The sequence below is a fragment of the Streptomyces sp. NPDC046862 genome (assembly GCF_040704615.1).
Taxonomy (GTDB): domain Bacteria; phylum Actinomycetota; class Actinomycetes; order Streptomycetales; family Streptomycetaceae; genus Streptomyces.
In genome coordinates this window covers 79,335-100,069 of record NZ_JBEYXP010000033.1, presented here as the reverse complement: position 1 = coordinate 100,069, position 20,735 = coordinate 79,335, and the positions used below count along the sequence as shown (strand labels likewise).

Genomic DNA, 20,735 nt, shown 5'->3' with positions numbered 1-20,735 from the left:
CGGGGGACGAGACACGCGAGGCAGTGAGAGGGAGGTGGAATCCGGCCATGGCCGTGCGATCCCCGAAGGATGTGGCCCTGCTCCTGCCGGGCCAGGGCGCCCAGCATCCGCGGATGGCCGCGGGACTCTACGGGCACGAGGAGGCGTTCACCCACTGGATGGACGAGGCGTTCCGGCTCCTCGGACCCGACGGCGGACGGTTGCGCCGCGAATGGCTCGCCGAGCAGCCGTCACCGGCGTACGACGACGTCACCGTCGCCCAGCCGCTGCTGTACGCCGTGGACCACGCGCTCGGCCGGATGCTGCTGGAGTGGGGCGTGCGGCCGGTCGCCCTGCTCGGGCACAGCGTCGGCGAGTTCGCCGCCGCCACCCTCGCCGGAGTGGTCGACCTCGCCGACGGGATGCGCGTGATGCGTGAGCGCGTCGACCTGTTCGCGCGGACTCCGCCCGGCGGGATGCTCGCCGTCTCCGCCTCCCTCGACGAGGTCGCCGGCCTCCTGCGCGCCGGTGTGTACCTCGCCGCGGTCAACGCCCCCCGCCAACTGCTGCTGGCCGGTGAGCGGGAGCCGCTGCGCGCGGCGGCCCGGACCCTGCACGAACGCGGTTCCGTCTGCCGCGAGGTGCCGGCCCGGCAGGCGTTCCACACCCCTGTCGTCGAGTACGCCGTCAAGGCGTCCCTGCCCGGCTGGCGCTCGGTCCGCTTCCACCTCCCGAGCATGCCCCTGTACTCCGCCTACACCCAGGGCGTGCTGACGGAGGAACAGGCTCTCGATCCGGAGTTCTGGGCCGGACAGGCCTCCGCCACCGTGTACTTCGCACCCACCCTGACAGCGCTGCTCGCCGCGCACGACTGCCTGTTGGTCGAGGCGGGCCCCGGCAACAGCCTCACCATGCTCGCCCGTCGCCGCACCGCCGTCACCGAGGGCCGCAGCGAGGCCCTTCCGCTGCTCCCCGACCGGCGCCGGGGCGACGACGCCGACCGGCACGCGGTCCGCGCCGCGCGCACCGCTCTGCTGCCCACCGCTCACCTGCCGCAAGAGGAGGCGTCGTGACCCTCACGAAGGTCACCCACCGCATCGGCGTGCCGTCGGACGTGGAGTCCGTCTACCGGATCGTCGCCGACGTCAGCCTGTGGCCGCTGTACTTCCCGCCCACCGTCCGGGCCGAACGCCAGTCCTGGGACGGGCGCGAGGAGCACATCCGCATCTGGGCACTGGCCGACGGGGAGCTGCGCACCTGGCAGTCGCGCCGGCTGCTCGACCCCGGTCGGCACCGCGTCGAGTTCCACCAGAGCCACCCGAGCCCACCGGTCGCCGAGATGGGCGGCGCCTGGACCGTCGAGGAGCACGACGACGGCTGCACTGTCGTCCTCGACCACCACTACCGCGCCGTCGACGACGACCCGGCCCACCTGGCCCGCATCGAGCGGGCCGTCGACCACAACAGCACCGCCGAACTGGAGAACCTGCGGCGTGCGGTCCTCCGCGCCGGCCAGGAGGCCGGACTACTGCTGGAGTTCACCGATACCGAGACCGTCAAGGGCCCGCTCGGCGAGGTGTACGCGTTCCTGTACGACGCCGCCAAATGGCCCGAGCGCCTGGACCACGTCGCCGCCCTCGACCTGCGCGAGGACACCGAGGGCCTGCAGTACATGCGGATGGACACCAAGGCGCCGGACGGCTCCGTGCACACCACCGTCTCCGGCCGCGTGTGCGAGCGGGACCGGCGGATCGTCTACAAGCAGGCCGTGCTGCCGCCCGTCCTCCAGGCCCACAACGGCGAGTGGCTGTTCGAGGAGACCGCGCCCGGCACCGTGACGGTGACCGCCCGCCACCAGGTCATCCTCAGCCCTGAGGGCATCGCCGCCCTGCCCGAACCGCCCTCCTCGCTCGACGCGGCCCGCGCCGCCGTACGACAGGCCCTCGGCGGCAACAGCCGCGCGACCATGGCCCGCGCCCGCGCGTTCGTCGAAGCCGGTTCCTCCGCGGCCCCCGCCCCGCCGGCGTCATGACCGCCCACCGACCCGAGCCCCACCGCCCCACCGCCCCACTCACGAAAGGGATCCCCGTCATGGCCCAACTGACCCTCGATGAACTGAAGGACTTCCTGCTGCGCGCGGCGGGCGAGGACGAGAGCGTCGACCTCACGGGCGACATCCTGGGCACCCGCCTGGTCGACCTCGGCTTCGACTCGCTCGCCGTCATCGACACGCTCAGCCGCCTCGAACGGCACTACGGCGTCAAACTTCCCGAGGAGGCGACCACGGACGTGGAGACGCCGGCCGATCTGCTGGCGATCGTCAACCGTCAGGTCGCCGAGGCCGCCTGATACCGCTCCGGCCGACCGGCACGCGAGGCCGGAGCACGGCGGCGGGGGCCCGGCGACCACTGGCGCCGTGCCCCCGCCGCGCCGTTACGGTCGGGTCAGCACCAGGGCCGACGCGAAACCGCCGTGTCCCCGCGCCAGTACCAGCGCGCAGTCCACCCGCTCCGCCCGCGGTTCTCCGACCACCAGCTCCACCCGGGGATCGACGTCCTCCCGGTCGACGCCCGGCACCGCCGGAATCAGGCCGTCGCGCAAGGTCAGCAGCGCTGCCGCCACATCGAGCGCGGACCCGCCCGACAACATCCGGCCCACCAGTGTCTTCGGCGCGCTCACCGGCACCCGCCTCGGCCCGAACAGCCGCGTCAGCACCGCCGCCTCCGCCCGGTCCAGTGGCGCGCTGCCCACCGCGTCCGCGAACACCACGCCGACGTCGTCCGGCGTCAGCCCCGCGTCCCTGAGCGCTGTGCGCGCCGCCCGGAGCAAGCCGCTGCGCGAGGAGCCCACCGAACCCGCCGGGTCCGGGTCGAACGCCGCCCCGTGCCCCGCGATCACCCCGTAGAGCTGCGGAGCGCCCCGCTCCATCGCGGCGTCGCGGGACTCCACGATCAGCACGGCCCCGCCCTCACCCGGCACGTAGCCGGTCGTCGACGGGCAAAACGCGAGCCCCGCCCGCGCCGGGTCGTCGTCACGGCACACCCCGTCGGCCACCGACAGCACGGACACTCCGTACGGGCACAGCAAGCTGTCGAAACCGCCCGCCGTCATCACCGGCGTACCCGTGCGCACCCGGCGACGCGCGTAGGACAGTGAGTCCACGCCGCCGGCCTGCTCGGAGACCACGACCCCGCCCGGCCCGCGCATCCCGTGCCGGATCGACACCTGGCCGGTGTGCACGGCGTAGTACCAGGCGAACGACATGTACGGGCTGACCGACTCCCAGCCCGTACCCCACTGGAGCTGGAGCTGCCGCTGGCCGAACTCCAGCCCGCCGGTGACCCCGGTGACGGCTGTACCCATCGCCTCGCCCGGCAGCTCGGCAGGGATGACGGCCGCGTCCGCGAGCGCCTCGTCGGAGGAGAGCAGCGCGAGTCGGGTCAGCCGGTCCGTCTGCGGATGCAGCCGCTTGGGCACGGCCTCCTCCGCATCGGACGGCGGCACCTCCGCGGACAGCCGCACCGGATAGCCCGAAGCGTCGAACCGTGCCGTCGGCCGGATCGCTGAGACTCCCTTGAGGGTGGCCGCCCAGTAGTTCTCCGTACTGATTCCGTTCGGCGCGGCCACACCGATGCCGGTGATCACCGCGTCACGTGTCGTCTCACTCATAGGGACCGCCCCGAGGTCGTGAGCACCATCGCGCTCTGGAATCCGCCGAATCCGCTGCCGACGGTCAGTACCGCGTCCAGTCGCCGCTCGCGCGCCGAGAGCGGGACGTAGTCCAGATCGCACTCCGGGTCCGGCTCGTGCAGGTTGGCCGTCGGCACCACCACGTCGTGGCGCAGCGACAGTGCGCACGCCGCGATCTCGATCGACCCGATCGCGCCCAGCGAGTGCCCCACGATCGCCTTGATGCCACTTATCGGCGTCCGGTAGGCGTGCTCGCCCAGGCTGCGCTTGACCGCGGCCGTCTCGTGCCGGTCGTTCTGCTTGGTACCCGAACCGTGCGCGTTGACGTAGTCGATGTCCGTCGGGTCCGTCCGGGCCTCGTCGAGCGCCGCGTCGATGGCCTCGGACATCTCCAGCCCGTCCGTCTTCAGCCCCGTCATGTGGTACGCGTTGCAGCGCGAGGCATACCCGGCGACCTCCCCGTAGATCGTCGCCCCGCGCCGCCGCGCGTGCTCGAACTCCTCCAGGATCAGCACGCTCGCCCCCTCGCCCAGTACCAACCCGTTCCTGGTGCGGTCGAAGGGCCTGCACGCGGACTCCGGATCGTCGTTGCGCGTCGACGTCGCCTTGATGACGTCGAAGCAGGTCAGCGTGATCGGGGAGATCGGCGCGTCGGAGGCGCCGGTGACCATGACGTCCGCCGTGCCCTCCCGGATCAGCTCGGCGGCGTAGCCGACCGCATCGATGCCGGAGGTACAGCCGGTGGAGATCACCGACGCCGGGCCCAGCGCCCCGCCGAGCAGCGCCACCTCGGCGGCGAGTGAGGTCGGCACGAAGTAGTCGTACAGATGCGGCCCGGCATAGCGGGAGTCGACCAACCACGTGCGGCCCTCGGCGGACTGCACCGCGTACTCCTGCTCCATCGTGGTCGTGCCACCGACCGCGCTGCCCATCGCCACCCCGGCGCGCTCCGCCAGGGCGCCGTCGAGGGTGAGGCCGCTGTCCAGCAGGGCTTCACGGGCCGAGGCCAGCGCGAGCTGCACCACGCGGTCGGTGCGCCGCACCTGCTGCCGGGACAGCCCGTGCTCCAGCGGATCGAAGTCGCACTCGGCGGCGACCTGGCACCGATGACCGCTCGCGTCGAACCGGCTGATCGTCCGGGTCGCGGGTTCGCCGCTGACCAGGCGCTGCCAGAACGCGTCGGTCCCGATTCCTCCCGGTGCCGTCACGCCGATGCCGGTGATCACGGCCCTTCGTGGCGTGTCTCGGACCATGGGACCTCCTTCAGAGTTCGTTGAGCGCAGGGTGCGCCCGCCCTCTCGACTCACGCTCCAGGCACGTCGGAGCCGGGCCGGGGACGTCGCACAGGGGGCGCGAACTGCCGCTCCAGAGATGGCGTCACCGCCGGTGTGGGGCATCGAGCGGTGCTCGACGGGAGGTCGAGCCGCTGCGACCACGGTGTGTGAAGGTGCCCGGCACGGGCCCGCGCGAAAGGAGTCCCGATGACCTCTCAAGCGATCCCCGACGTAAGGAAGTCGACCGTCGTCCAGGCGTCACCCGCCGAATGTTTCCGGGCGTTCACCGAGCGGCTGGCGGACTGGTGGCCGCCCTCTCACGTTCTGCTGACCACGCCGCGCACCGGTCTCGCCATGGAGCCCCGCACCGGCGGGCGCTACTACGAGTGGGACGCCGACGGCCAGGAGATCGACTGGGGCCGCGTACTGGCGTGGGAGCCGCCGCACCGGCTGCACCTGACCTGGCGGGTGGACGGTGCCTTCCGCCCGCTGCCCGACGACGAGGGCGCCAGCGAGATCGAGGTCCGCTTCAGTCCTGAGCCCGGCGGCGGCACCCGGGTGGAACTGGCGCACATCCGGCTGGACCGGCTCGGCGCCGACGCAGAGCGGATCTTCAAGGCGCTGGACGGACCGAGCCCCGGCGAGACCCTGGCACGCTTCGCCGAGGTCGTCTGATGGCCGTGCCGGACACTCGCCCCGCCCCGCCGGCCGGGCCCACCCCGGTGCCCGGCGACGGCGGACTGCTGGAGGTCGCCGACGGCGTCTTCGCGTACCAGCAGTTGCCCGGTGGGTGGTGCCTGAACAACGCCGGGCTGATCGCGGACGGCGGCCGGTCGGTACTGGTCGACACCGCGGCCACCCGCAGCCGTGCCCAAAAGCTGCGCGCGGCCGTCGAGCGGGTGGCGCCGGGGGGCCCCGACGCCGTCGTCAACACCCACTTCCACGGCGACCACGTCTTCGGCAACGTCGAGTTCACCCCGCGTGCCACGGTCGTCGCCCAGGAGCAGACCCGCGCGGACATCGCCGAATCCGGCCACGGCCTGTGCCAGTTGTGGCCCGCGGTCGACTGGGGTGACATCCCTCTGGTGCTGCCGGACGTGACCTTCCAGGACGAACTCACCATCAGGACGGGCGAGCTGACGGTGCGCCTGCTGCGCATCGGACCCGCACACACGCCGGGCGACGTGGTCGCCTGGGTTCCGGAGCGCAGGGTCCTCTTCGCCGGGGACGTGATCTGGTCCGGGGTCACCCCCTTCGTGCTGATGGGCTCGGTCGAGGGCTCCCTGCGCGCCCTGGAGGTGCTGCGCGGCCTCGGTCCCGAGGTGATCGTGTCCGGGCACGGTGCGGTCGCCGGGACCGAGGCGCTCGACGCCACGGCCGCCTACCTGGAACGGGTGCGCGACCTCGCCCACGACGGCCTGCGCACCGGCCGCAGCCCCATGGCCGCCGCGCGCGGCGCCGGCCTCGGGCCGTTCGCGGGGCTCCAGGACCCGGAGCGGCTGGTGGCCAACCTGCACCGCGCGTACGCCGAGGCCGAGGGACTCGAGCCCGGCGCCCGTATCGACGTGGCCACCGCCTTTCGGGAGATGGTCGCCTTTCACGGTGGTCTGCCGCCCTGCGCCGCGTGACCGGCCACCCGCCCCCCAACGAATCGACCGGAGGAACACCATGCCCTCTCGCAAGACCGCGTTCGTCACGGGCGCCAGCAGCGGCATCGGCCTCGCCGTCGCCCGCACCCTCGCCGAACAGGGCATCGCCGTCTACGGATGCGCCCGCGACGCCAAGAACATCGCCGCCGTCGTCGACGGGCTGCGGGCAGAGGGCCACGAGGCCGACGGCACCTCCTGCGACGTCACATCGGCCACCGACGTCACCGCCGCCGTGTCCGCCGCCGTCGACCGCTTCGGCTCCATCGACATCCTCGTGAACAGCGCCGGGCGCAACGGAGGCGGCGAGACGGCGAACATCGACGACGACCTGTGGGAGAACGTCCTCGCCACCAACCTGACCGGCGTCTTCCGGGTCACGCGCGAGGTGCTGCGCAGCGGCGGGATGCGGGAGGCGGGCTGGGGCCGCATCATCAACATCGCCTCCACCGGCGGCAAACAAGGAGTGATGTACGCCGCTCCTTACACCGCGTCCAAGCACGGGGTGGTCGGCTTCACCAAGTCCGTCGGCTTCGAACTCGCCAAGACCGGCATCACCGTCAACGCCGTGTGTCCCGGCTATGTCGAGACCCCCATGGCCGTCCGAGTCCGCGAGGGCTACGCCCGCCACTGGGACATCACCGAGCAGGACGTTCACGACCGCTTCAACGCGAAGATACCGTTGGGGCGTTACTCCACCCCGGAGGAAGTGGCGGGCCTGGTGAGCTACCTGTTGACGGACACGGCGTCGTCGATCACGGCACAGGCGCTGAACGTGTGCGGGGGGCTGGGGAACTACTGACCCCGGATCCGGACCCGCCGGTCCGGGCGCGATCCGATGTCGGGGGCGGGGCGGCGGGACGGCCGCCCCGGCGGTCCCTGACCATGCTCGAGGCGGGGGAGTCCGTGGTGTCGTCGGCGCGAGGGCTCGGGGACTCCTCCCCGGCCGTCACACTTGGTTACTATGCTCACTTCATGCCGGATGCCGAAGGTAAGGGCCGCACCGCGATTGACGAACGTGTTGGGGAGACAGGGAGACGAGCACGCCAGGCGAAACTCTCGAACTCTGCGCGAGGGAGCCGGCTGTGAAATGTGAGGCAAAAGGGCTGTGGGGCCTCGGAAAATGTTGAGAGAGGTCACTGCAACCCGCTACGTCGCACCCCTGCGCTCCGGCGGCTCCGTCCCCGGAGTCGTCGAGGCCGACGACCTCGGCACGTACGTCGTCAAGTTCACAGGCTCCGCCCAGGGCCGCAAGGCGCTGGTCGCCGAGGTGATCGTCGGCGAGCTGGCCCGGGCTCTCGGGCTGCGGTTCCCGGAGCTGGTCCTCGTGCACTTCGACCCGGCGGTCGCCGACGAGGAGCCCCACCAGGAGGTCCGGGAACTCCACGAGGCGAGCGCGGGTCTGAACCTCGGCATGGACTATCTGCCGGGTGCGAAGGACTTCACTCCGGAGGTCGCCAAGGCCTTTCGCGTGGACCCGCTGGAGGCGGGCAGGATCGTCTGGCTGGACGCCCTGACCGTGAACGTCGACCGCACGGTCCACAGCTCCAACCTGATGGTCTGGCCGACCCTCGGGATCGTGCCCCCGCGCCTGTGGCTCATCGACCACGGAGCCGCCCTCGTCTTCCACCACCGCTGGGACGCCTCCGACCCCGCGAAGGCGTACGACTTCCGCCACCACGCCCTCGGCCACTACGGCCCCGACGTGCGGGCCGCCGACGCGGAGCTGGCGCCCAGGGTGACCGAGGACCTGCTCAGGTCGATCGTGGCCGAGGTGCCGGACGCCTGGCTGGCCGACGAGCCCGGCTTCGCCACGCCGGAGGAGGCCCGCGCGGCGTATGTGGACTACCTCTCCGCGCGCGTGAAGGCGTCCGCGACCTGGCTGCCCACGGACTTCCCCAGCCGCGACGAACTGGCCGCCGAGCACTCCCGCCGCGCGGCGAGGACTCAGCGAGGCCGCCCGGACTGGCTCAAGCGGGTCCCCGACCTGCACGGGAAGCCGGCGGTGGAACAGGACGGGTCGGTGCACTTCGGATGACGGACGGCACGACGGCGCCTCAGCGCGTCCAGATCGAGTACTGCACCCAGTGCCGATGGCTCCCGCGCGCGGCCTGGCTGGCGCAGGAGCTGCTCACGACCTTCGAGGCGGAGCTGACCGAGCTGTCGCTGAAGCCCGGCACGGGCGGGGTCTTCGTCGTACGCGTCAACGACGAGGTGGTGTGGGACCGCCGTGAGCAGGGCTTCCCGGAGCCGACGGCCGTGAAGAAGGCCGTACGCGACCGAGTGGCCCCGGGGAAGTCCCTGGGCCACTCGGAGAAGCCGTCAGCGAGCTGAGTCAGCCCTTGAGCTGCTCGTACGCCGGCAGCGTCAGGAAGTCCGCGTAGTCCTCGTCGAGGGAGACCTTCAGGAGCAGGTCGTGGGCCTGCTGCCAGTTGCCGGCGGCGAAGGCCTCCTCGCCGAGCTCGGCCCTGAGGTTCTCCAGTTCCTCGGCGGCGACCTTCCGGGCCAGCTCCGGGGTCGCCTTCACCGAGGTCCCGTCGATCTCGAACTCGACGCCCGCGTTGATCCACTGCCAGATCTGGGAGCGGGAGATCTCGGCGGTGGCCGCGTCCTCCATGAGGTTGAAGATCGCGACCGCGCCCAGGCCGCGCAGCCAGGCCTCGATGTAGCGGATGCCGACCTGGACGGCGTTGACGAGGCCCGGGTACGTCGGCCGGGCGTCGAGGGAGTCGACGGCGATCAGGTCGGCCGCCTTGACGTCGACGTCCTCACGCAGGCGGTCCTTCTGGTTCGGCCGGTCGCCGAGGACCTTGTCGAAGCACTCCATGGCGATGGGGACGAGGTCGGGGTGGGCGACCCAGGAGCCGTCGAAGCCGTCGTTCGCCTCGCGGTCCTTGTCGGCGCGGACCTTCTCGAAGGCGACCTTGTTGACCTCGGCGTCCCGGCGGGACGGGATGAAGGCCGCCATGCCGCCGATGGCGTGGGCGCCGCGCTTGTGGCAGGTGCGGACGAGGAGTTCGGTGTACGCCCGCATGAACGGGGCCGTCATCGTCACCGCGTTGCGGTCCGGGAGGACGAACTTGGCCCCGCCGTCACGGAAGTTCTTGACGATGGAGAAGAGGTAGTCCCAGCGGCCCGCGTTCAACCCCGAGGCGTGGTCGCGGAGTTCGTAGAGGATCTCCTCCATCTCGTACGCGGCCGTGATCGTCTCGATGAGGACGGTGGCGCGGACGGTGCCCTGCGGGATGCCCACGTGGTCCTGCGCGAAGACGAAGACGTCGTTCCAGAGGCGGGCCTCCAGGTACGACTCCGTCTTGGGGAGGTAGAAGTACGGGCCCTTGCCGAGGTCCAGCAGACGCTGGGCGTTGTGGAAGAAGTACAGGCCGAAGTCGACGAGCGCGCCCGGGACGGGGGTGCCGTCGGCGTCGACGAGGTGGCGCTCGTCCAGGTGCCAGCCGCGCGGGCGCATGACGACCGTCGCCAGCTCCTCGTCGGGCCGCAGGGCGTACGACTTGCCGGTGCGCTCGTCGGTGAAGTCGATGTTCCGGGTGTAGGCGTCGGCCATGTTCACCTGGCCGAGGACCACGTTCTCCCACGTCGGGGCCGAGGCGTCCTCGAAGTCCGCGAGCCACACCTTGGCGCCCGAGTTCAGGGCGTTGATCGTCATCTTGCGGTCGGTGGGGCCGGTGATCTCGACGCGGCGGTCGTTCAGGGCGTCCGGTGAGGGGGCCACCTTCCAGGAGTCGTCCGCGCGGATCGCGGCGGTCTCCGGGAGGAAGTCGAGCGAGGAGGTGCGGGCGATCTCGGCGCGGCGCTCCGCGCGACGGGCGAGCAGCTCGTCACGCCGGGGCGTGAACCGCCGGTGCAGCTCGGCCACGAAGGCGAGGGCCGCGGGGTTGAGGACCTCGTCCTGCCGGGGCAGGGGCTCGGCGTCGACGATGGCCAGCGGGGACGGCGCTGGTGCGGACATGAGCTGTCACTTCCTTCAGCGAGCTGACGTGAGTACTCCGCGGCACCGGGTGCCAGGGGCATGGTGAGGCGGCTGACGGGTGCCTGTAGGGCGGTCGGCCGCTTCTGGGCTTCTGGTCAGTGGATACTAGTTTCCTCATGGTGGAAGTTCAATTATCTGTTGACGTCGAGATTCTCTGAACCGAGGGGTCGTGGCGCTCGGTGCCACCCCGTTCACTCAAGGTGGACCAGGTCGCCCTCCGTGTCGATGTCGTACGGCTCCGCCACGTCCCCGCACTCGACGAGCACCACCTCGTCCTCATGCGCCTTCAGATAGGCGCGTGCTCCCCGGTCCCCGGTCGCGGTCGCGGCGATGCCCTCCCAGTGCGCGGAGCCGAACAGCACCGGGTGCCCCCTCTGCCCGTCGTACGCGGCCGCCGCGAGCGACCTCTCCGACTCGTACGCGGCGAGCACGCGGGCCACCGCCGCCGGTCCGATCCCCGGCTGGTCGACCAGGGACACCAGTACGGCACGGGCACCCGTACCGGCCAGCGACTGAAGTCCCGCCCGCAGTGACGACCCCATGCCGTGCACCCACTCCGGGTTGTCCACGAGCGTGCAGCCGGGCAGCGCGGCCCGCTCGCGCACCGTCTCCGCCTCGGCGCCGAGCACCACATGGATCCGGGAACAGCCGGCCGCGCGCAGTACTCCGGCCGCGTGTTCGACGAGTAGATGTCCCCGATGGGGCAGGAGCGCCTTGGGGCGGCCTCCGAGGCGTCGTCCGCCGCCCGCGGCCAGCAACAGCCCGGCGACCTGGTCATTGGCGTCCGTCATGCACCCTGCATACCCGACCGGGCCCACGCGTGCCCCGGATCCCCTGCGGGCGCCTCCGTTTCCGGGGGCTGAATTTCCGTCCGCATGGTGGCGCCCACGGCATGCGGTGGCGTTTACTGACCCGCATCTCTGGGCGACCGACCAACGCCGGGGGGCGTTGGGTCGTACGAGGACGTAAGGGCGAACGACGGCGTGCGAGGGGGGAGAGCTGTGTTGCGGAGCTTGGGGCAGAGACCGGTGACCGGCAGCGACGAGGACCCGCGGGTGGCGGAACTGAAGTCCGCCGTGTCCCGGCTGCGCCGTGAACTCGCCGCGCATCCCGCCGAGTTCCCCGACCGGGGGATAGCCGAGGACGAGCTCGCGGCTCTTGCCGCCATGGCGCTGAGCGGGATGCCGGAGATTCCGCGCCTGCGGCGCTCGCTGCTGCTGATCGCGGGGTCCATCGGGTCGGTCAGTGCGCTGGCGAGAGGGCTGGCGGAAGTGCGCAGTGCGGTGGAGTTGTTCGGGGAGCCGCCGCGGAGGTGAGTGGGCGGAGGGTTTGTTTCGCCCCCGCCGCCCCTACCCGTCCCATCCCCAGGGGCGCTGCCCCTTCGGCCCCGCACGGGGCTCCGCCCCGGACCCCGCTCCTCAAACTCCCCCAGCTACCGCTGGGAGGTGCCCCCAGGGGGCTGGATTTGCACCAGCCCACCCACCCCGGACACCCCACCGCCCCGGAGGGTCAGGCGCTCGACCCCGAGCTGGCCAAGGCCTCCGACAGCTCCACCGCGACCTGCTGCAGCACCGGCACGATCCGCTCGGTCGCCGAGTCCGTCACCCGCCCCGCCGGGCCCGAGATGGAGATCGCCGCGGCGGTGGGCGAGTCGGGCACGGAGACCGCCAGGCAGCGAACCCCGATCTCCTGCTCGTTGTCGTCGACGGCGTATCCGAGACCCCGCACGTCCTCCAGCGCGGCCAGGAAACCGTCAGGCGTGGTGATCGTCTTCTCGGTGGCGGCCGGCATGCCCGTACGGGCGAGCAGCGCACGCACCTCCGCGTCCGGGAAACCCGCGAGCAGCGCCTTGCCCACGCCCGTGGAGTGCGGCAGCACCCGTCGGCCCACCTCGGTGAACATGCGCATCGAGTGCTTGGACGGCACCTGCGCCACGTACACGATCTCGTCGCCGTCCAGCAGCGCCATGTTCGCCGTCTCGCCGGTCTCGTCGACCAGCCGGGCGAGGTAGGGGCGCGCCCAGGTGCCCAGCAGTCGGGAGGCGGACTCGCCGAGGCGGATCAGGCGGGGGCCGAGGGCGTACCGCCGGTTGGGCTGCTGACGGACGTAACCGCAGGCCACCAGCGTGCGCATCAGCCGGTGGATGGTGGGAAGCGGCAGTCCGCTGCTCACCGAGAGCTCGCTGAGCCCGACCTCGCCGCCGGCATCCGCCATCCGTTCCAGCAGGTCGAAGGCGCGCTCCAGGGACTGGACGCCACCGGTCGCGGCGGACGGCTTGTCAGTGGTGCTGGCGCTCGACGACGGCACGGCGCGTTCCCTTCGGCTGGCAGGCAGGGCGACAGCCTACCTGTGCGTCGCTTCCCGCCTTGTTCGGTAAAAACTCCGTTCTGCCTACTGGAATCTTAATTCCATTGTGTGGAAACGTACAGGGTGCGGGAGATGGGTGAGATCGTTGAAGGCCCTGATGCGGTAGGGCGTGAGAGAGGGGTCCCGGGTGTCCGGCGACAGAGGGTACGAAGTCGAGCTGGTGCTGCGTTCGACGCGCGTGATCACCCCCGAAGGGAGCCGTGCGGCCTCGGTCGCGGTCGCCGGGGGCAGGATCACGGCCGTGCTGCCGTACGACACTTTCGACACGGAGGTGCCGGCCGGAGTCCGGCTGGAGGACTTCGGTGACGACGTCCTGCTGCCCGGGCTCGTCGACACCCACGTCCACGTCAACGATCCCGGCCGCACCGAGTGGGAGGGCTTCTGGACCGCGACGCGCGCGGCGGCGGCCGGCGGCATCACCACCCTCGTCGACATGCCCCTCAACTCCCTCCCGCCGACCACGACGGTCGACCACCTCCGCATCAAGCGGGAGGTCGCCGAGGCCAAGGCGCACATCGACGTGGGCTTCTGGGGCGGCGCGCTCCCGGACAACGTCAAGGACCTGCGGCCGCTGCACGACGCGGGCGTCTTCGGCTTCAAGGCGTTCCTGTCGCCGTCCGGCGTCGAGGAGTTCCCGGAGCTCGACACGGAGCAACTGGACCGGTCGATGGTGGAGATCGCCGGTTTCGGCGGACTGCTGATCGTCCACGCCGAGGACCCGCACCATCTGGCCTCCGCCCCGCAGCAGGGCGGTCCGAGGTACGCCGACTTCCTCGCCTCACGCCCGCGCGGCGCCGAGGACACGGCCATCACGACCCTGATCGAGCTGGCGGGACGGCGTGACGCCCGTGTGCACGTGCTCCACCTGTCCTCGAGCGACGCGCTGCCGCTGATCGCCGAGGCCAGACGCGAAGGCGTGCGCGTCACGGTGGAGACCTGCCCGCACTACCTGACGCTGACGGCCGAGGAGGTCCCCGACGGCGCCAGCGCGTTCAAGTGCTGCCCGCCCATCCGCGAGGCGGCCAATCAGGACCTGCTCTGGCAGGCGCTGGCCGACGGCACGATCGACTGTGTGGTCACCGACCACTCCCCGTCCACGGCCGACCTCAAGACCGACGACTTCGCCACGGCCTGGGGCGGCATCTCCGGCCTCCAGCTCAGCCTGTCGGCGGTGTGGACCGAGGCGCGGAAGCGGGGCCACGAGCTGGAGGACGTGGTCCGCTGGATGTCGACGGCCACGGCGCGGCTGGTGGGCCTCGACGACCGCAAGGGCGCCATCGCGGCGGGCCGGGACGCCGACTTCGCCGTCTTCGCCCCCGACGAGACGTTCACCGTCGACCCCGAGGTCCTCCACCACCGCAACCGCGTCAGCGCGTACACGGGCAGGACCCTGTGCGGCGTGGTCAGGTCCACCTGGCTGCGCGGCGAACGCATCGTCGCGGACGGCGAGTTCACCGACCCGAAGGGCCACCTCCTCACCCGACCCTCCTGATCCCGTTCCGCACCGGCGTCCGTACCCGCGGTGGCCGACTCCGAAAGGCAGACCTGATCACAGTGACGGCGCTCCCCAGCTTCACCGGCGACGCGAACCCCTACGGAGGCGGCGACCCCTACGCGGACTACCGCACCGCCGACTTCCCCTTCACCCACCACGCCGACCTCGCCGACCGCCGGCTCGGCGCCTCGGTCGTCGCCGCCAACGACGAGTTCTTCGCCCAGCGTGAGAACCTGCTCGTACCCGAGCGCCCCGAGTTCGACCCCGAGCACTTCGGGCACAAGGGCAAGATCATGGACGGCTGGGAGACGAGGCGGCGTCGCGGCGCCTCGGCGGACCACCCGTGGCCGACGGCCGAGGACCACGACTGGGCACTGATCCGTCTCGGCGCGCCGGGTGTGATCCGGGGCATCGTGGTCGACACGGCCCACTTCCGCGGCAACTACCCGCAGGCGGTGTCGGTGGAGGGTGTGTCCCTGCCCGGCACCCCGTCGCCGGAGGAACTGCTGGCGGACGACGTGAAGTGGACGACGCTCGTCCCGCGCACACCCGTCGGCGGCCACGCGGCCAACGGTTTCGCCGTCTCCGTCGAGCAGCGCTTCACGCACCTGCGCCTGAACCAGCACCCCGACGGAGGGATAGCGCGCCTGCGGGTCCACGGCGAGGTCGTCCCGGACCCCGCGTGGCTCGCGGCCCTCGGCACCTTCGACGTCGTGTCCCTGGAGAACGGCGGCCAGGCGGAGGACGCGTCCAACCTCTTCTACTCGCCCGCCACGAACTCCATCCAGCCGGGTCGGGCGCGGGTGATGCACGAGTGCTGGGAGACCCGGCGCCGCCGCGACCAGGGACACGACTGGATCCGCTACCGCCTGGCCGCCCAGTCCGAGATCCGCGCGATCGAGATCGACACGGCGTATCTGAAGGGGAACGCGGCGGGGTGGGCGTCGGTGTCGGTACGGGACGGCGAGGACGGTGAGTGGGTGGAGACCCTTCCGCGCACCCGCCTCCAGCCCGACACGAACCACCGCTTCGTCCTCGACACCCCGGTCGTCGCCACCCACGCCCGCATCGACATCTACCCCGACGGCGGCATCGCGCGCCTGCGGCTGCACGGCTCGCTCACCGACGAGGGGGCGGCGCGACTGTCCTCCCGTCACCAGGAGCTGGGCGGCTGAAGCACGGAGCGCAACGGCGTGCAACAGCGCGCACCGGCGCGTAACAGCGCGCACCGGACCGGCCGACTCTCCGGACCGGCGACTCTCCGGTGCGCGCCGCCGCGGTCGATCTCGGCGTGGGGGCGTGCCTCAGGCCGCGAACCCTCCGTCCACCGCCAGTTCCGCTCCGGTCACGTAGCCCGCCTCGGCTCCCGCCAGGTACGCGACCAGTGACGCCACCTCGTCGGCCGTGCCGTAGCGGCCGATGGCCGTCATGGCCGCCTGGGCGGGGGCCTGCGGACCGTCGCCGGGGTTCATGTCGGTGTCTATGGGACCGGGGTGGACGATGTTCGAGGTGATCCCGCGATCGCCGAGCTCTCGCGCGAGCGCCTTCGTCAGACCGATCAGGGCTGCCTTGCCGGTCGCGTAGAGCGTGCCGCCCGGCCCGGGTACCCGCTGGGTCATGCACGAGCCGATCGTGATGATCCGGCCGCCGCGAGGCATGTGCGCCACCGCTGCCCGGGAGGTCAGCAGGACGCCGCGGACGTTCACCGCGAGGACCCGGTCGATGTCGGCGAGGGCCAGCGACTCCATGGGGCCCAGCACACCCAGGCCGGCGTTGTTGACCAGGACGTCGAGCCGGCCGAGCGCCTCCACCGTGCGGTCCACCGCCCCGGGAGCCTCCGCCGCGTCCGCGGCGTCGGCACGCAGGGCGAGCCCGCGCCGCCCCAGCGCCTCGACGCGCCGTACGACGTCCTCGGCCGCGTCCTTGCCCTGGACGTACGTGATCGCCACGTCCGCCCCCTCCTGGGCGAGCCGCAGGGCCGTCGCCGCGCCGATGCCACGGCTCCCACCCGTCACGAGGGCCACTGTGCCGTTCATGTTGTTCGTCGAAGTCGCAGTCGAAGTCGCAGTCGATGTTGATGTCATGGCTCCATCTCAGCGACCTGGCACACCGCGCGCTGGCGGCAAACGGACGACGACCTCAGGCCGATGAGTTGCCGGTGCTGCTGAGGTCTGCACTCATGACAGCAGACCCCACGCGCACGACAGTGGAACCACTCGCGGAAGGCACCTCACCATGGGCAAGCTCACTCTCACCCAGTTCGTCACCCTCGACGGCGTCTACCAGGGCCCGGGCGGCCCCGAGGAGGACCGCAGGAACGGCTTCGAGCACGGCGGCTGGACCGTCCCCTACGCGGACGAGGACTTCGGCCGGTTCGTCACCGAGGTCTTCGACCGGGTGGACGCGTTCCTGCTCGGCAGGCGGACGTACGAGATCTTCGCCGGCTACTGGCCGAAGATCACCGACCCGGCCAACCCGATCGCCTCCAAGCTCAACTCGCTTCCGAAGTACGTCGCTTCGAGCACCGTCACCCAGCCCGAATGGTCCAACACGACCGTCCTCGCGGGTGACCTCGAGAAGGAGGTCGCCGACCTCAAGGAGCGCACCGAGGGCGAGGTGCAGATCCACGGCAGCGGGGCCCTCGCCCAGTCCCTCCTCGCCCTCGAACTGATCGACACGGTGCACCTGCTGACCTTCCCCGTCGTCCTCGGCTCCGGCTTCCGCCTGTTCGCGCGGGGCCTGGTCCCGACCGCGTTCCGGCACGCCGGGGGACGGATCACCAGCCGAGGCGTCTCCATCCAGTCGTACGAGCTGGAGGGGCGCCCCACGTACGGCTCGTTCGACCTGCCCGAGAACTTGGGTTAACTCCCGGAGAACTCAGGCGACGTGACCGGAAAATCATGGAGCTTGTCATTGACATGCCACTGTCTACGCGCGTCATCATGAGCCCATGAGATTCCCCCCACGCATCACCCGCATCGGCGCCTCCGCCGCCCTCCTGTCCGCCCTGCTCGTGGGCGGCACCGTCACCGCCAACGCCGCGGGCACGTCGGCGGCCGCCGTCGGCAGCATCTGCTACGGCGACCTCCCGTCCCAGGCGTACGACACGCTCGACCTGATCGAGTCGGGCGGCCCCTTCCCCTACACCCAGGACGGGAGCGTCTTCCAGAACCGGGAAGGCGTCCTGCCCAGCCAGTCCAGCGGCTACTACCACGAGTACACGGTGAAGACCCCCGGCTCCTCGACGCGCGGCGCCCGCCGCATCGTCACCGGTCAGGAGAACCAGGAGGACTACTACACCGCGGACCACTACGAGTCGTTCGACCTGATCGACTACGGCTGCTGAACCGCCCCTCCCAGGTTCGGCTCCGTCCCGGCGGTCGGCCGGCGGCGGCGGTCAGTTCGACTTGCGGCTGTCGGCCACCGCGAACAGCGCGAGCGCCAGGACGATCAACGCGACGCTCACATAGATCTCGTAGCCGTCGAGCGCGCTCCAGCGCTGCGTGATCCCCCACTTCAGCTTGCCCGTGAGCTCGTACACCAGGCCGCCCGTGCCCTGCATCAGGGCGATGAACCCGAGAAACTCCAACAACTGCTTCATGTTCAGGATCCTCGTCCCGCGGACCCCCCATGCCATCGGCCGCGGGGCGAGGTGTGTCCGACGGAAGTCCCCGCCGCACGAGCGAGCGGGAGCCGAAAGTCTGCGGGCGTACGACTTTGGTCGTGCATCACGCGCGAGGGGCGGTGCATTGCGCCGTCGGTGCGTAGATTTGCCGACCGTGAGAGGTGACGACGCGGCCCCCGTGCTGCCGCAGGCTCAGGCGCCGGGCGAGCGGGGGGAGCCGGGGGAGCAGGAAGCGCCGTACCCGGCCGAGTCCGAGGCGCCGCTCGTGCGGGAACTGTTTGGGCGGCGCTGGCTGCTGCCGTCGGCCGTGGCCGTCGCACTCGACCCGGACCGGCCGCACCGCGTCACCCGCTCCGGCCGGCCCCGGCGCACCGCCCGCGACTGGATCGTCGACTTCGTCGCCTTCCTGGCGGCCGTCCTCATCGGCATGATCGGCGCGGACGAGGTCTCCAAGGACCCCGGAATTTCTCGAGCATTGGCCGACGCCGACCAGCTGATCGGGGCCCTCGCCTGCGCGGCGGTCTGGCTGCGCCGCCGCTGGCCGGTGGGCCTCGCCGTGGCGATGCTGCCCATCAGCTGCGTTTCGAGCACGGCGGGCGGCGCGGGCCTGGTCGCCTTCTTCACGCTCGCCGTGCACCGCCCGTTCCGGTACATCGCCTGGGTCAACGGCATCTCCCTCGTGCTCAACCTGTTCTACTACCGGTGGCGCCCCGACCCCGAACTGCCCTACGTCGTCATGGTCGTGCTCTCGTCCCTGCTCGGTCTCGCGATCGTCGGCTGGGGCATGTTCGTCCGGTCCCAGCGCCGGCTCATGCTCACCCTGCGGGACCGGACGCGGCGTGCCGAGACGGAGGCCGCGCTGCGGGCCGAACAGGCACAGCGGCTCGCGCGGGAGGCGATCGCGCGCGAGATGCACGACGTGCTGGCCCATCGCCTCACCCTGCTGAGCGTGCACGCGGGAGCGCTGGAGTTCCGGCCCGACGCGCCCCGCGAGGAGGTCGCCCGGGCGGCGGGCGTCATCCGGGAGAGCGCCCACGAGGCGCTGCAGGACCTGCGGGAGATCATCGGAGTGCTGCGCGCGGGCGACCCCGACAACGCCGGCCGCCCCCAGCCGACCCTGGCCGCGCTGGGCACGCTGGTCACCGAGTCCCGGGAGGCCGGCATGAAGGTCCTGCTGGACCACCGCGTCACCGAACCCGCGGCCGTCCCGGCCTCCGTCGGCCGCACCGCGTACCGCATCGCCCAGGAGGGCCTGACCAACGCCCGCAAGCACGCCCCCGGAGCGGAGGTCACCGTGACCGTCGCGGGCGCCCCCGGCGACGGGCTCACCCTCTGCGTACGCAACCCCGCGCCTCCCGGCGACGTCCCGTCCGTCCCCGGCTCGGGCCAGGGCCTCATCGGCCTGACCGAACGCGCCACGCTGGCCGGCGGCCGCCTGGAGCACGGCGCGGAGGAGGACGGGGGTTTCCGGTTGCGGGCCTGGCTCCCATGGGGCTGACCGTCAGGCGGGGGAGGGGCCGCCGTCCGGCCGGGAGGTGAAGCGCCCGGACGGCGTCTCAGGGCGTACGGCGTCTTAGGGCTTACGGGGCACCACGCGCTGACCGGCCGTCCCGTACACCCACGCCGACGTGTCCTCGATGAACTCGTAAGGGAACCCGGGACGGAAGTCCGTGGCCGCCTCCAGCCTGGCCACCACCTCGTCGGGCAGGACGAGGCCGGCCGCGCCGAGGTTGTCCGTGAGCTGCTCGACCCGGCGTGCGCCCAGGATGGGGTGCACGGCGGGGAAGCGGGCCGTGGTCCAGGCGATGGCCACCTGCGCCGGGGTCGCCCCCAGTTCGTCGGCGGCCTCCCGCACGGCCTCCGCCACCGCGCGCTCGCGCTCACCGATCGCGTCCTCCGACAAACGGGTCGCCGTGCCCGGCTCGACGCCGCCCGGGCGGGTGTACTTGCCGGACAGGACGCCGTTCTGCAGCGGACTCCACGCCGCGACCGACATGCCGAACGCCTCGGCCATCGGCAGCAGTTCGCGCTCCGCGTCCCGGTTGAGCAGGCTGTACGGTACCTGGAGCGCCGACAGTGGGCTCCAACCCCGCCACTCGGCCAGGGTGTTGGCACGCGAGACCACCCAGGCCGGGGCGTCCGAGATGCCGACGTACAGCACCTTCCCGGACCGTACGGCGTCGTCGAGGGCGCGCATGGTCTCCTCGACGGGCGTGTTCCGGTCCCAGATGTGCACCCAGTAGACGTCGACGTAGTCGGTGTCCAGGCGGCGCAGGCTGGTCTCCAGCGACAGGGTGAGGTTCTTGCGGTGGTTGCCGGCCGCGTTCGGGTCCGAACCGTCGCGCGAGACCGTGTACTTGGTGGACAGCACGAAGCGGTCCCGCCGCCCCTTGAGCAGCTCGCCGACGATGCGCTCGCTCTCCCCGCCGCGGTAGTTGACGGCCGTGTCGATCACGTTGCCGCCGGCCGCCGCGTACGCGTCGAGGATCCGCGCGCACTCCTCCTTGGGTGCCCCCACCCCGCCCTGCTCGCCGAACGTCATGGCACCGAGGAACAACTCGGACACGCGGAGCCCGGTCCGCCCCAGAAGCCGGTAACGCACGGAACTCCTCGGGAAGTTGACGACGACGGAGACGACTGACGATAGCCGCTGACGCGGGCGCGGACG

At 71.7% G+C, this 20,735-nt stretch carries 22 protein-coding genes; 14 read left to right on the top strand and 8 right to left on the bottom strand.

Annotation, left to right across the window (positions count from 1 at the left end; translation table 11 throughout):
- The first annotated feature begins 47 nt into the window (after positions 1–47).
- From AB0959_RS31870 to AB0959_RS31860, 3 genes are read left to right on the top strand one after another with little or no spacing between them, the layout of a single operon-like run.
- Entirely contained in the window at positions 48–1,052 is a 1,005-nt protein-coding gene (locus AB0959_RS31870) for an acyltransferase domain-containing protein (RefSeq protein ID WP_366830142.1), read from the top strand.
- Positions 1,049–2,011, top strand: coding sequence for an aromatase/cyclase (locus tag AB0959_RS31865; RefSeq protein WP_366830141.1), 963 nt, complete (start codon positions 1,049–1,051; stop codon positions 2,009–2,011). Before AB0959_RS31870 ends, AB0959_RS31865 begins: the two co-directional genes overlap by 4 nt.
- Before the next feature lie 59 nt (positions 2,012–2,070).
- Positions 2,071–2,328 carry an acyl carrier protein gene (locus AB0959_RS31860; protein WP_366830140.1) on the top strand — a complete coding sequence of 86 codons (258 nt, stop codon included), beginning with the start codon at positions 2,071–2,073 and terminating at the stop codon, positions 2,326–2,328.
- Between the two features lie 84 nt (positions 2,329–2,412).
- Here the strand turns inward: AB0959_RS31860 and AB0959_RS31855 are convergent, their stop codons facing one another.
- Positions 2,413–3,648, bottom strand: coding sequence for a beta-ketoacyl synthase N-terminal-like domain-containing protein (locus AB0959_RS31855; protein ID WP_366830139.1), 1,236 nt, complete (start codon positions 3,646–3,648; stop codon positions 2,413–2,415).
- Positions 3,645–4,922: a beta-ketoacyl-[acyl-carrier-protein] synthase family protein gene (locus tag AB0959_RS31850; RefSeq protein WP_366830138.1), complete on the bottom strand. Its 1,278-nt coding sequence runs from the start codon at positions 4,920–4,922 to the stop codon at positions 3,645–3,647. The genes AB0959_RS31855 and AB0959_RS31850 overlap by 4 nt, the downstream gene beginning before the upstream one ends.
- Before the next feature lie 228 nt (positions 4,923–5,150).
- On the opposite strand from AB0959_RS31850, the gene AB0959_RS31845 reads away from it, so the two are divergent.
- The 5 genes from AB0959_RS31845 (at position 5,151) to AB0959_RS31825 (ending at position 8,923) form a co-directional block, all read left to right on the top strand.
- A complete protein-coding gene (locus AB0959_RS31845) occupies positions 5,151–5,618 on the top strand; it encodes an SRPBCC family protein (protein WP_366830137.1) in 468 nt (155 codons plus the stop codon).
- Entirely contained in the window at positions 5,618–6,571 is a 954-nt protein-coding gene (locus tag AB0959_RS31840) for an MBL fold metallo-hydrolase (protein WP_366830136.1), read from the top strand. The genes AB0959_RS31845 and AB0959_RS31840 overlap by 1 nt, the downstream gene beginning before the upstream one ends.
- Before the next feature lie 40 nt (positions 6,572–6,611).
- A complete protein-coding gene (locus AB0959_RS31835; RefSeq protein WP_366830135.1) occupies positions 6,612–7,391 on the top strand; it encodes an SDR family NAD(P)-dependent oxidoreductase in 780 nt (259 codons plus the stop codon).
- A 321-nt stretch (positions 7,392–7,712) separates the two neighbouring features.
- Entirely contained in the window at positions 7,713–8,627 is a 915-nt protein-coding gene (locus AB0959_RS31830; protein WP_366830134.1) for a HipA family kinase, read from the top strand.
- Positions 8,624–8,923: a SelT/SelW/SelH family protein gene (locus tag AB0959_RS31825; protein WP_366830133.1), complete on the top strand. Its 300-nt coding sequence runs from the start codon at positions 8,624–8,626 to the stop codon at positions 8,921–8,923. Before AB0959_RS31830 ends, AB0959_RS31825 begins: the two co-directional genes overlap by 4 nt.
- 1 nt (position 8,924) lies before the next feature.
- Here AB0959_RS31825 and aceB read toward each other — a convergent pair whose 3' ends face one another.
- Entirely contained in the window at positions 8,925–10,559 is a 1,635-nt protein-coding gene (aceB, locus tag AB0959_RS31820; RefSeq protein ID WP_366830132.1) for a malate synthase A, read from the bottom strand.
- 212 nt (positions 10,560–10,771) lie between these two features.
- On the bottom strand, positions 10,772–11,371 hold the full coding sequence (locus AB0959_RS31815; protein WP_366830131.1) for a nucleotidyltransferase family protein: 600 nt from the start codon (positions 11,369–11,371) through the stop codon (positions 10,772–10,774).
- Between the two features lie 210 nt (positions 11,372–11,581).
- On the opposite strand from AB0959_RS31815, the gene AB0959_RS31810 reads away from it, so the two are divergent.
- Positions 11,582–11,896 carry a DUF5955 family protein gene (locus AB0959_RS31810; protein WP_366830130.1) on the top strand — a complete coding sequence of 105 codons (315 nt, stop codon included), beginning with the start codon at positions 11,582–11,584 and terminating at the stop codon, positions 11,894–11,896.
- Positions 11,897–12,089: 193 nt separating this feature from the next.
- Here the strand turns inward: AB0959_RS31810 and AB0959_RS31805 are convergent, their stop codons facing one another.
- Complete coding sequence (locus AB0959_RS31805) at positions 12,090–12,887, bottom strand: IclR family transcriptional regulator (RefSeq protein ID WP_366830129.1); 798 nt, start codon at positions 12,885–12,887, stop codon at positions 12,090–12,092.
- 187 nt (positions 12,888–13,074) lie between these two features.
- On the opposite strand from AB0959_RS31805, the gene allB reads away from it, so the two are divergent.
- Both allB and alc read left to right on the top strand, forming a co-directional pair.
- Positions 13,075–14,439: an allantoinase AllB gene (allB, locus tag AB0959_RS31800; RefSeq protein ID WP_366830128.1), complete on the top strand. Its 1,365-nt coding sequence runs from the start codon at positions 13,075–13,077 to the stop codon at positions 14,437–14,439.
- 62 nt (positions 14,440–14,501) lie between these two features.
- Positions 14,502–15,617 (top strand): allantoicase, encoded by a 1,116-nt coding sequence (gene alc, locus AB0959_RS31795; protein WP_366830127.1) that lies wholly within the window; start codon positions 14,502–14,504, stop codon positions 15,615–15,617.
- Positions 15,618–15,746: 129 nt separating this feature from the next.
- Here alc and AB0959_RS31790 read toward each other — a convergent pair whose 3' ends face one another.
- Positions 15,747–16,478, bottom strand: coding sequence for an SDR family oxidoreductase (locus AB0959_RS31790; RefSeq protein WP_366830126.1), 732 nt, complete (start codon positions 16,476–16,478; stop codon positions 15,747–15,749).
- Between the two features lie 199 nt (positions 16,479–16,677).
- Here AB0959_RS31790 and AB0959_RS31785 point away from each other — a divergent pair, with 199 nt between their 5' ends.
- Both AB0959_RS31785 and AB0959_RS31780 read left to right on the top strand, forming a co-directional pair.
- Positions 16,678–17,307 (top strand): dihydrofolate reductase family protein, encoded by a 630-nt coding sequence (locus AB0959_RS31785; RefSeq protein WP_366830125.1) that lies wholly within the window; start codon positions 16,678–16,680, stop codon positions 17,305–17,307.
- An 85-nt stretch (positions 17,308–17,392) separates the two neighbouring features.
- Positions 17,393–17,788, top strand: coding sequence for a ribonuclease domain-containing protein (locus AB0959_RS31780; protein WP_366830124.1), 396 nt, complete (start codon positions 17,393–17,395; stop codon positions 17,786–17,788).
- 51 nt (positions 17,789–17,839) lie between these two features.
- On the opposite strand, the gene AB0959_RS31775 is transcribed toward AB0959_RS31780, so the two are convergent.
- The gene (locus tag AB0959_RS31775) at positions 17,840–18,043 is read right to left on the bottom strand and encodes a hypothetical protein (RefSeq protein WP_366830123.1); all 204 of its coding nucleotides are present in this window, start codon (positions 18,041–18,043) and stop codon (positions 17,840–17,842) included.
- Between the two features lie 298 nt (positions 18,044–18,341).
- Here AB0959_RS31775 and AB0959_RS31770 point away from each other — a divergent pair, with 298 nt between their 5' ends.
- Positions 18,342–19,565: a histidine kinase gene (locus AB0959_RS31770; RefSeq protein WP_366830170.1), complete on the top strand. Its 1,224-nt coding sequence runs from the start codon at positions 18,342–18,344 to the stop codon at positions 19,563–19,565.
- 75 nt (positions 19,566–19,640) lie between these two features.
- On the opposite strand, the gene AB0959_RS31765 is transcribed toward AB0959_RS31770, so the two are convergent.
- On the bottom strand, positions 19,641–20,669 hold the full coding sequence (locus AB0959_RS31765; protein WP_366830122.1) for an aldo/keto reductase: 1,029 nt from the start codon (positions 20,667–20,669) through the stop codon (positions 19,641–19,643).
- Positions 20,670–20,735: the final 66 nt, after the last annotated feature.

Excerpts from the sequence above, each read along its gene's own strand:
- AB0959_RS31775 (WP_366830123.1), bottom strand. The coding sequence starts at position 18,043 with ATGAAGCAGTTGTTGGAGTTTCTCGGGTTCATCGCCCTGATGCAGGGC.
- AB0959_RS31830 (WP_366830134.1), top strand. The coding sequence starts at position 7,713 with ATGTTGAGAGAGGTCACTGCAACCCGCTACGTCGCACCCCTGCGCTCC.
- AB0959_RS31855 (WP_366830139.1), bottom strand. The coding sequence starts at position 3,648 with ATGAGTGAGACGACACGTGACGCGGTGATCACCGGCATCGGTGTGGCC.
- AB0959_RS31845 (WP_366830137.1), top strand. The coding sequence starts at position 5,151 with ATGACCTCTCAAGCGATCCCCGACGTAAGGAAGTCGACCGTCGTCCAG.
- AB0959_RS31850 (WP_366830138.1), bottom strand. The coding sequence starts at position 4,922 with ATGGTCCGAGACACGCCACGAAGGGCCGTGATCACCGGCATCGGCGTG.
- AB0959_RS31840 (WP_366830136.1), top strand. The coding sequence starts at position 5,618 with ATGGCCGTGCCGGACACTCGCCCCGCCCCGCCGGCCGGGCCCACCCCG.
- AB0959_RS31815 (WP_366830131.1), bottom strand. The coding sequence starts at position 11,371 with ATGACGGACGCCAATGACCAGGTCGCCGGGCTGTTGCTGGCCGCGGGC.
- AB0959_RS31835 (WP_366830135.1), top strand. The coding sequence starts at position 6,612 with ATGCCCTCTCGCAAGACCGCGTTCGTCACGGGCGCCAGCAGCGGCATC.
- AB0959_RS31825 (WP_366830133.1), top strand. The coding sequence starts at position 8,624 with ATGACGGACGGCACGACGGCGCCTCAGCGCGTCCAGATCGAGTACTGC.
- AB0959_RS31870 (WP_366830142.1), top strand. The coding sequence starts at position 48 with ATGGCCGTGCGATCCCCGAAGGATGTGGCCCTGCTCCTGCCGGGCCAG.
- aceB (WP_366830132.1), bottom strand. The coding sequence starts at position 10,559 with ATGTCCGCACCAGCGCCGTCCCCGCTGGCCATCGTCGACGCCGAGCCC.
- AB0959_RS31860 (WP_366830140.1), top strand. The coding sequence starts at position 2,071 with ATGGCCCAACTGACCCTCGATGAACTGAAGGACTTCCTGCTGCGCGCG.
- AB0959_RS31780 (WP_366830124.1), top strand. The coding sequence starts at position 17,393 with ATGAGATTCCCCCCACGCATCACCCGCATCGGCGCCTCCGCCGCCCTC.
- AB0959_RS31790 (WP_366830126.1), bottom strand. The coding sequence starts at position 16,478 with ATGAACGGCACAGTGGCCCTCGTGACGGGTGGGAGCCGTGGCATCGGC.
- AB0959_RS31785 (WP_366830125.1), top strand. The coding sequence starts at position 16,678 with ATGGGCAAGCTCACTCTCACCCAGTTCGTCACCCTCGACGGCGTCTAC.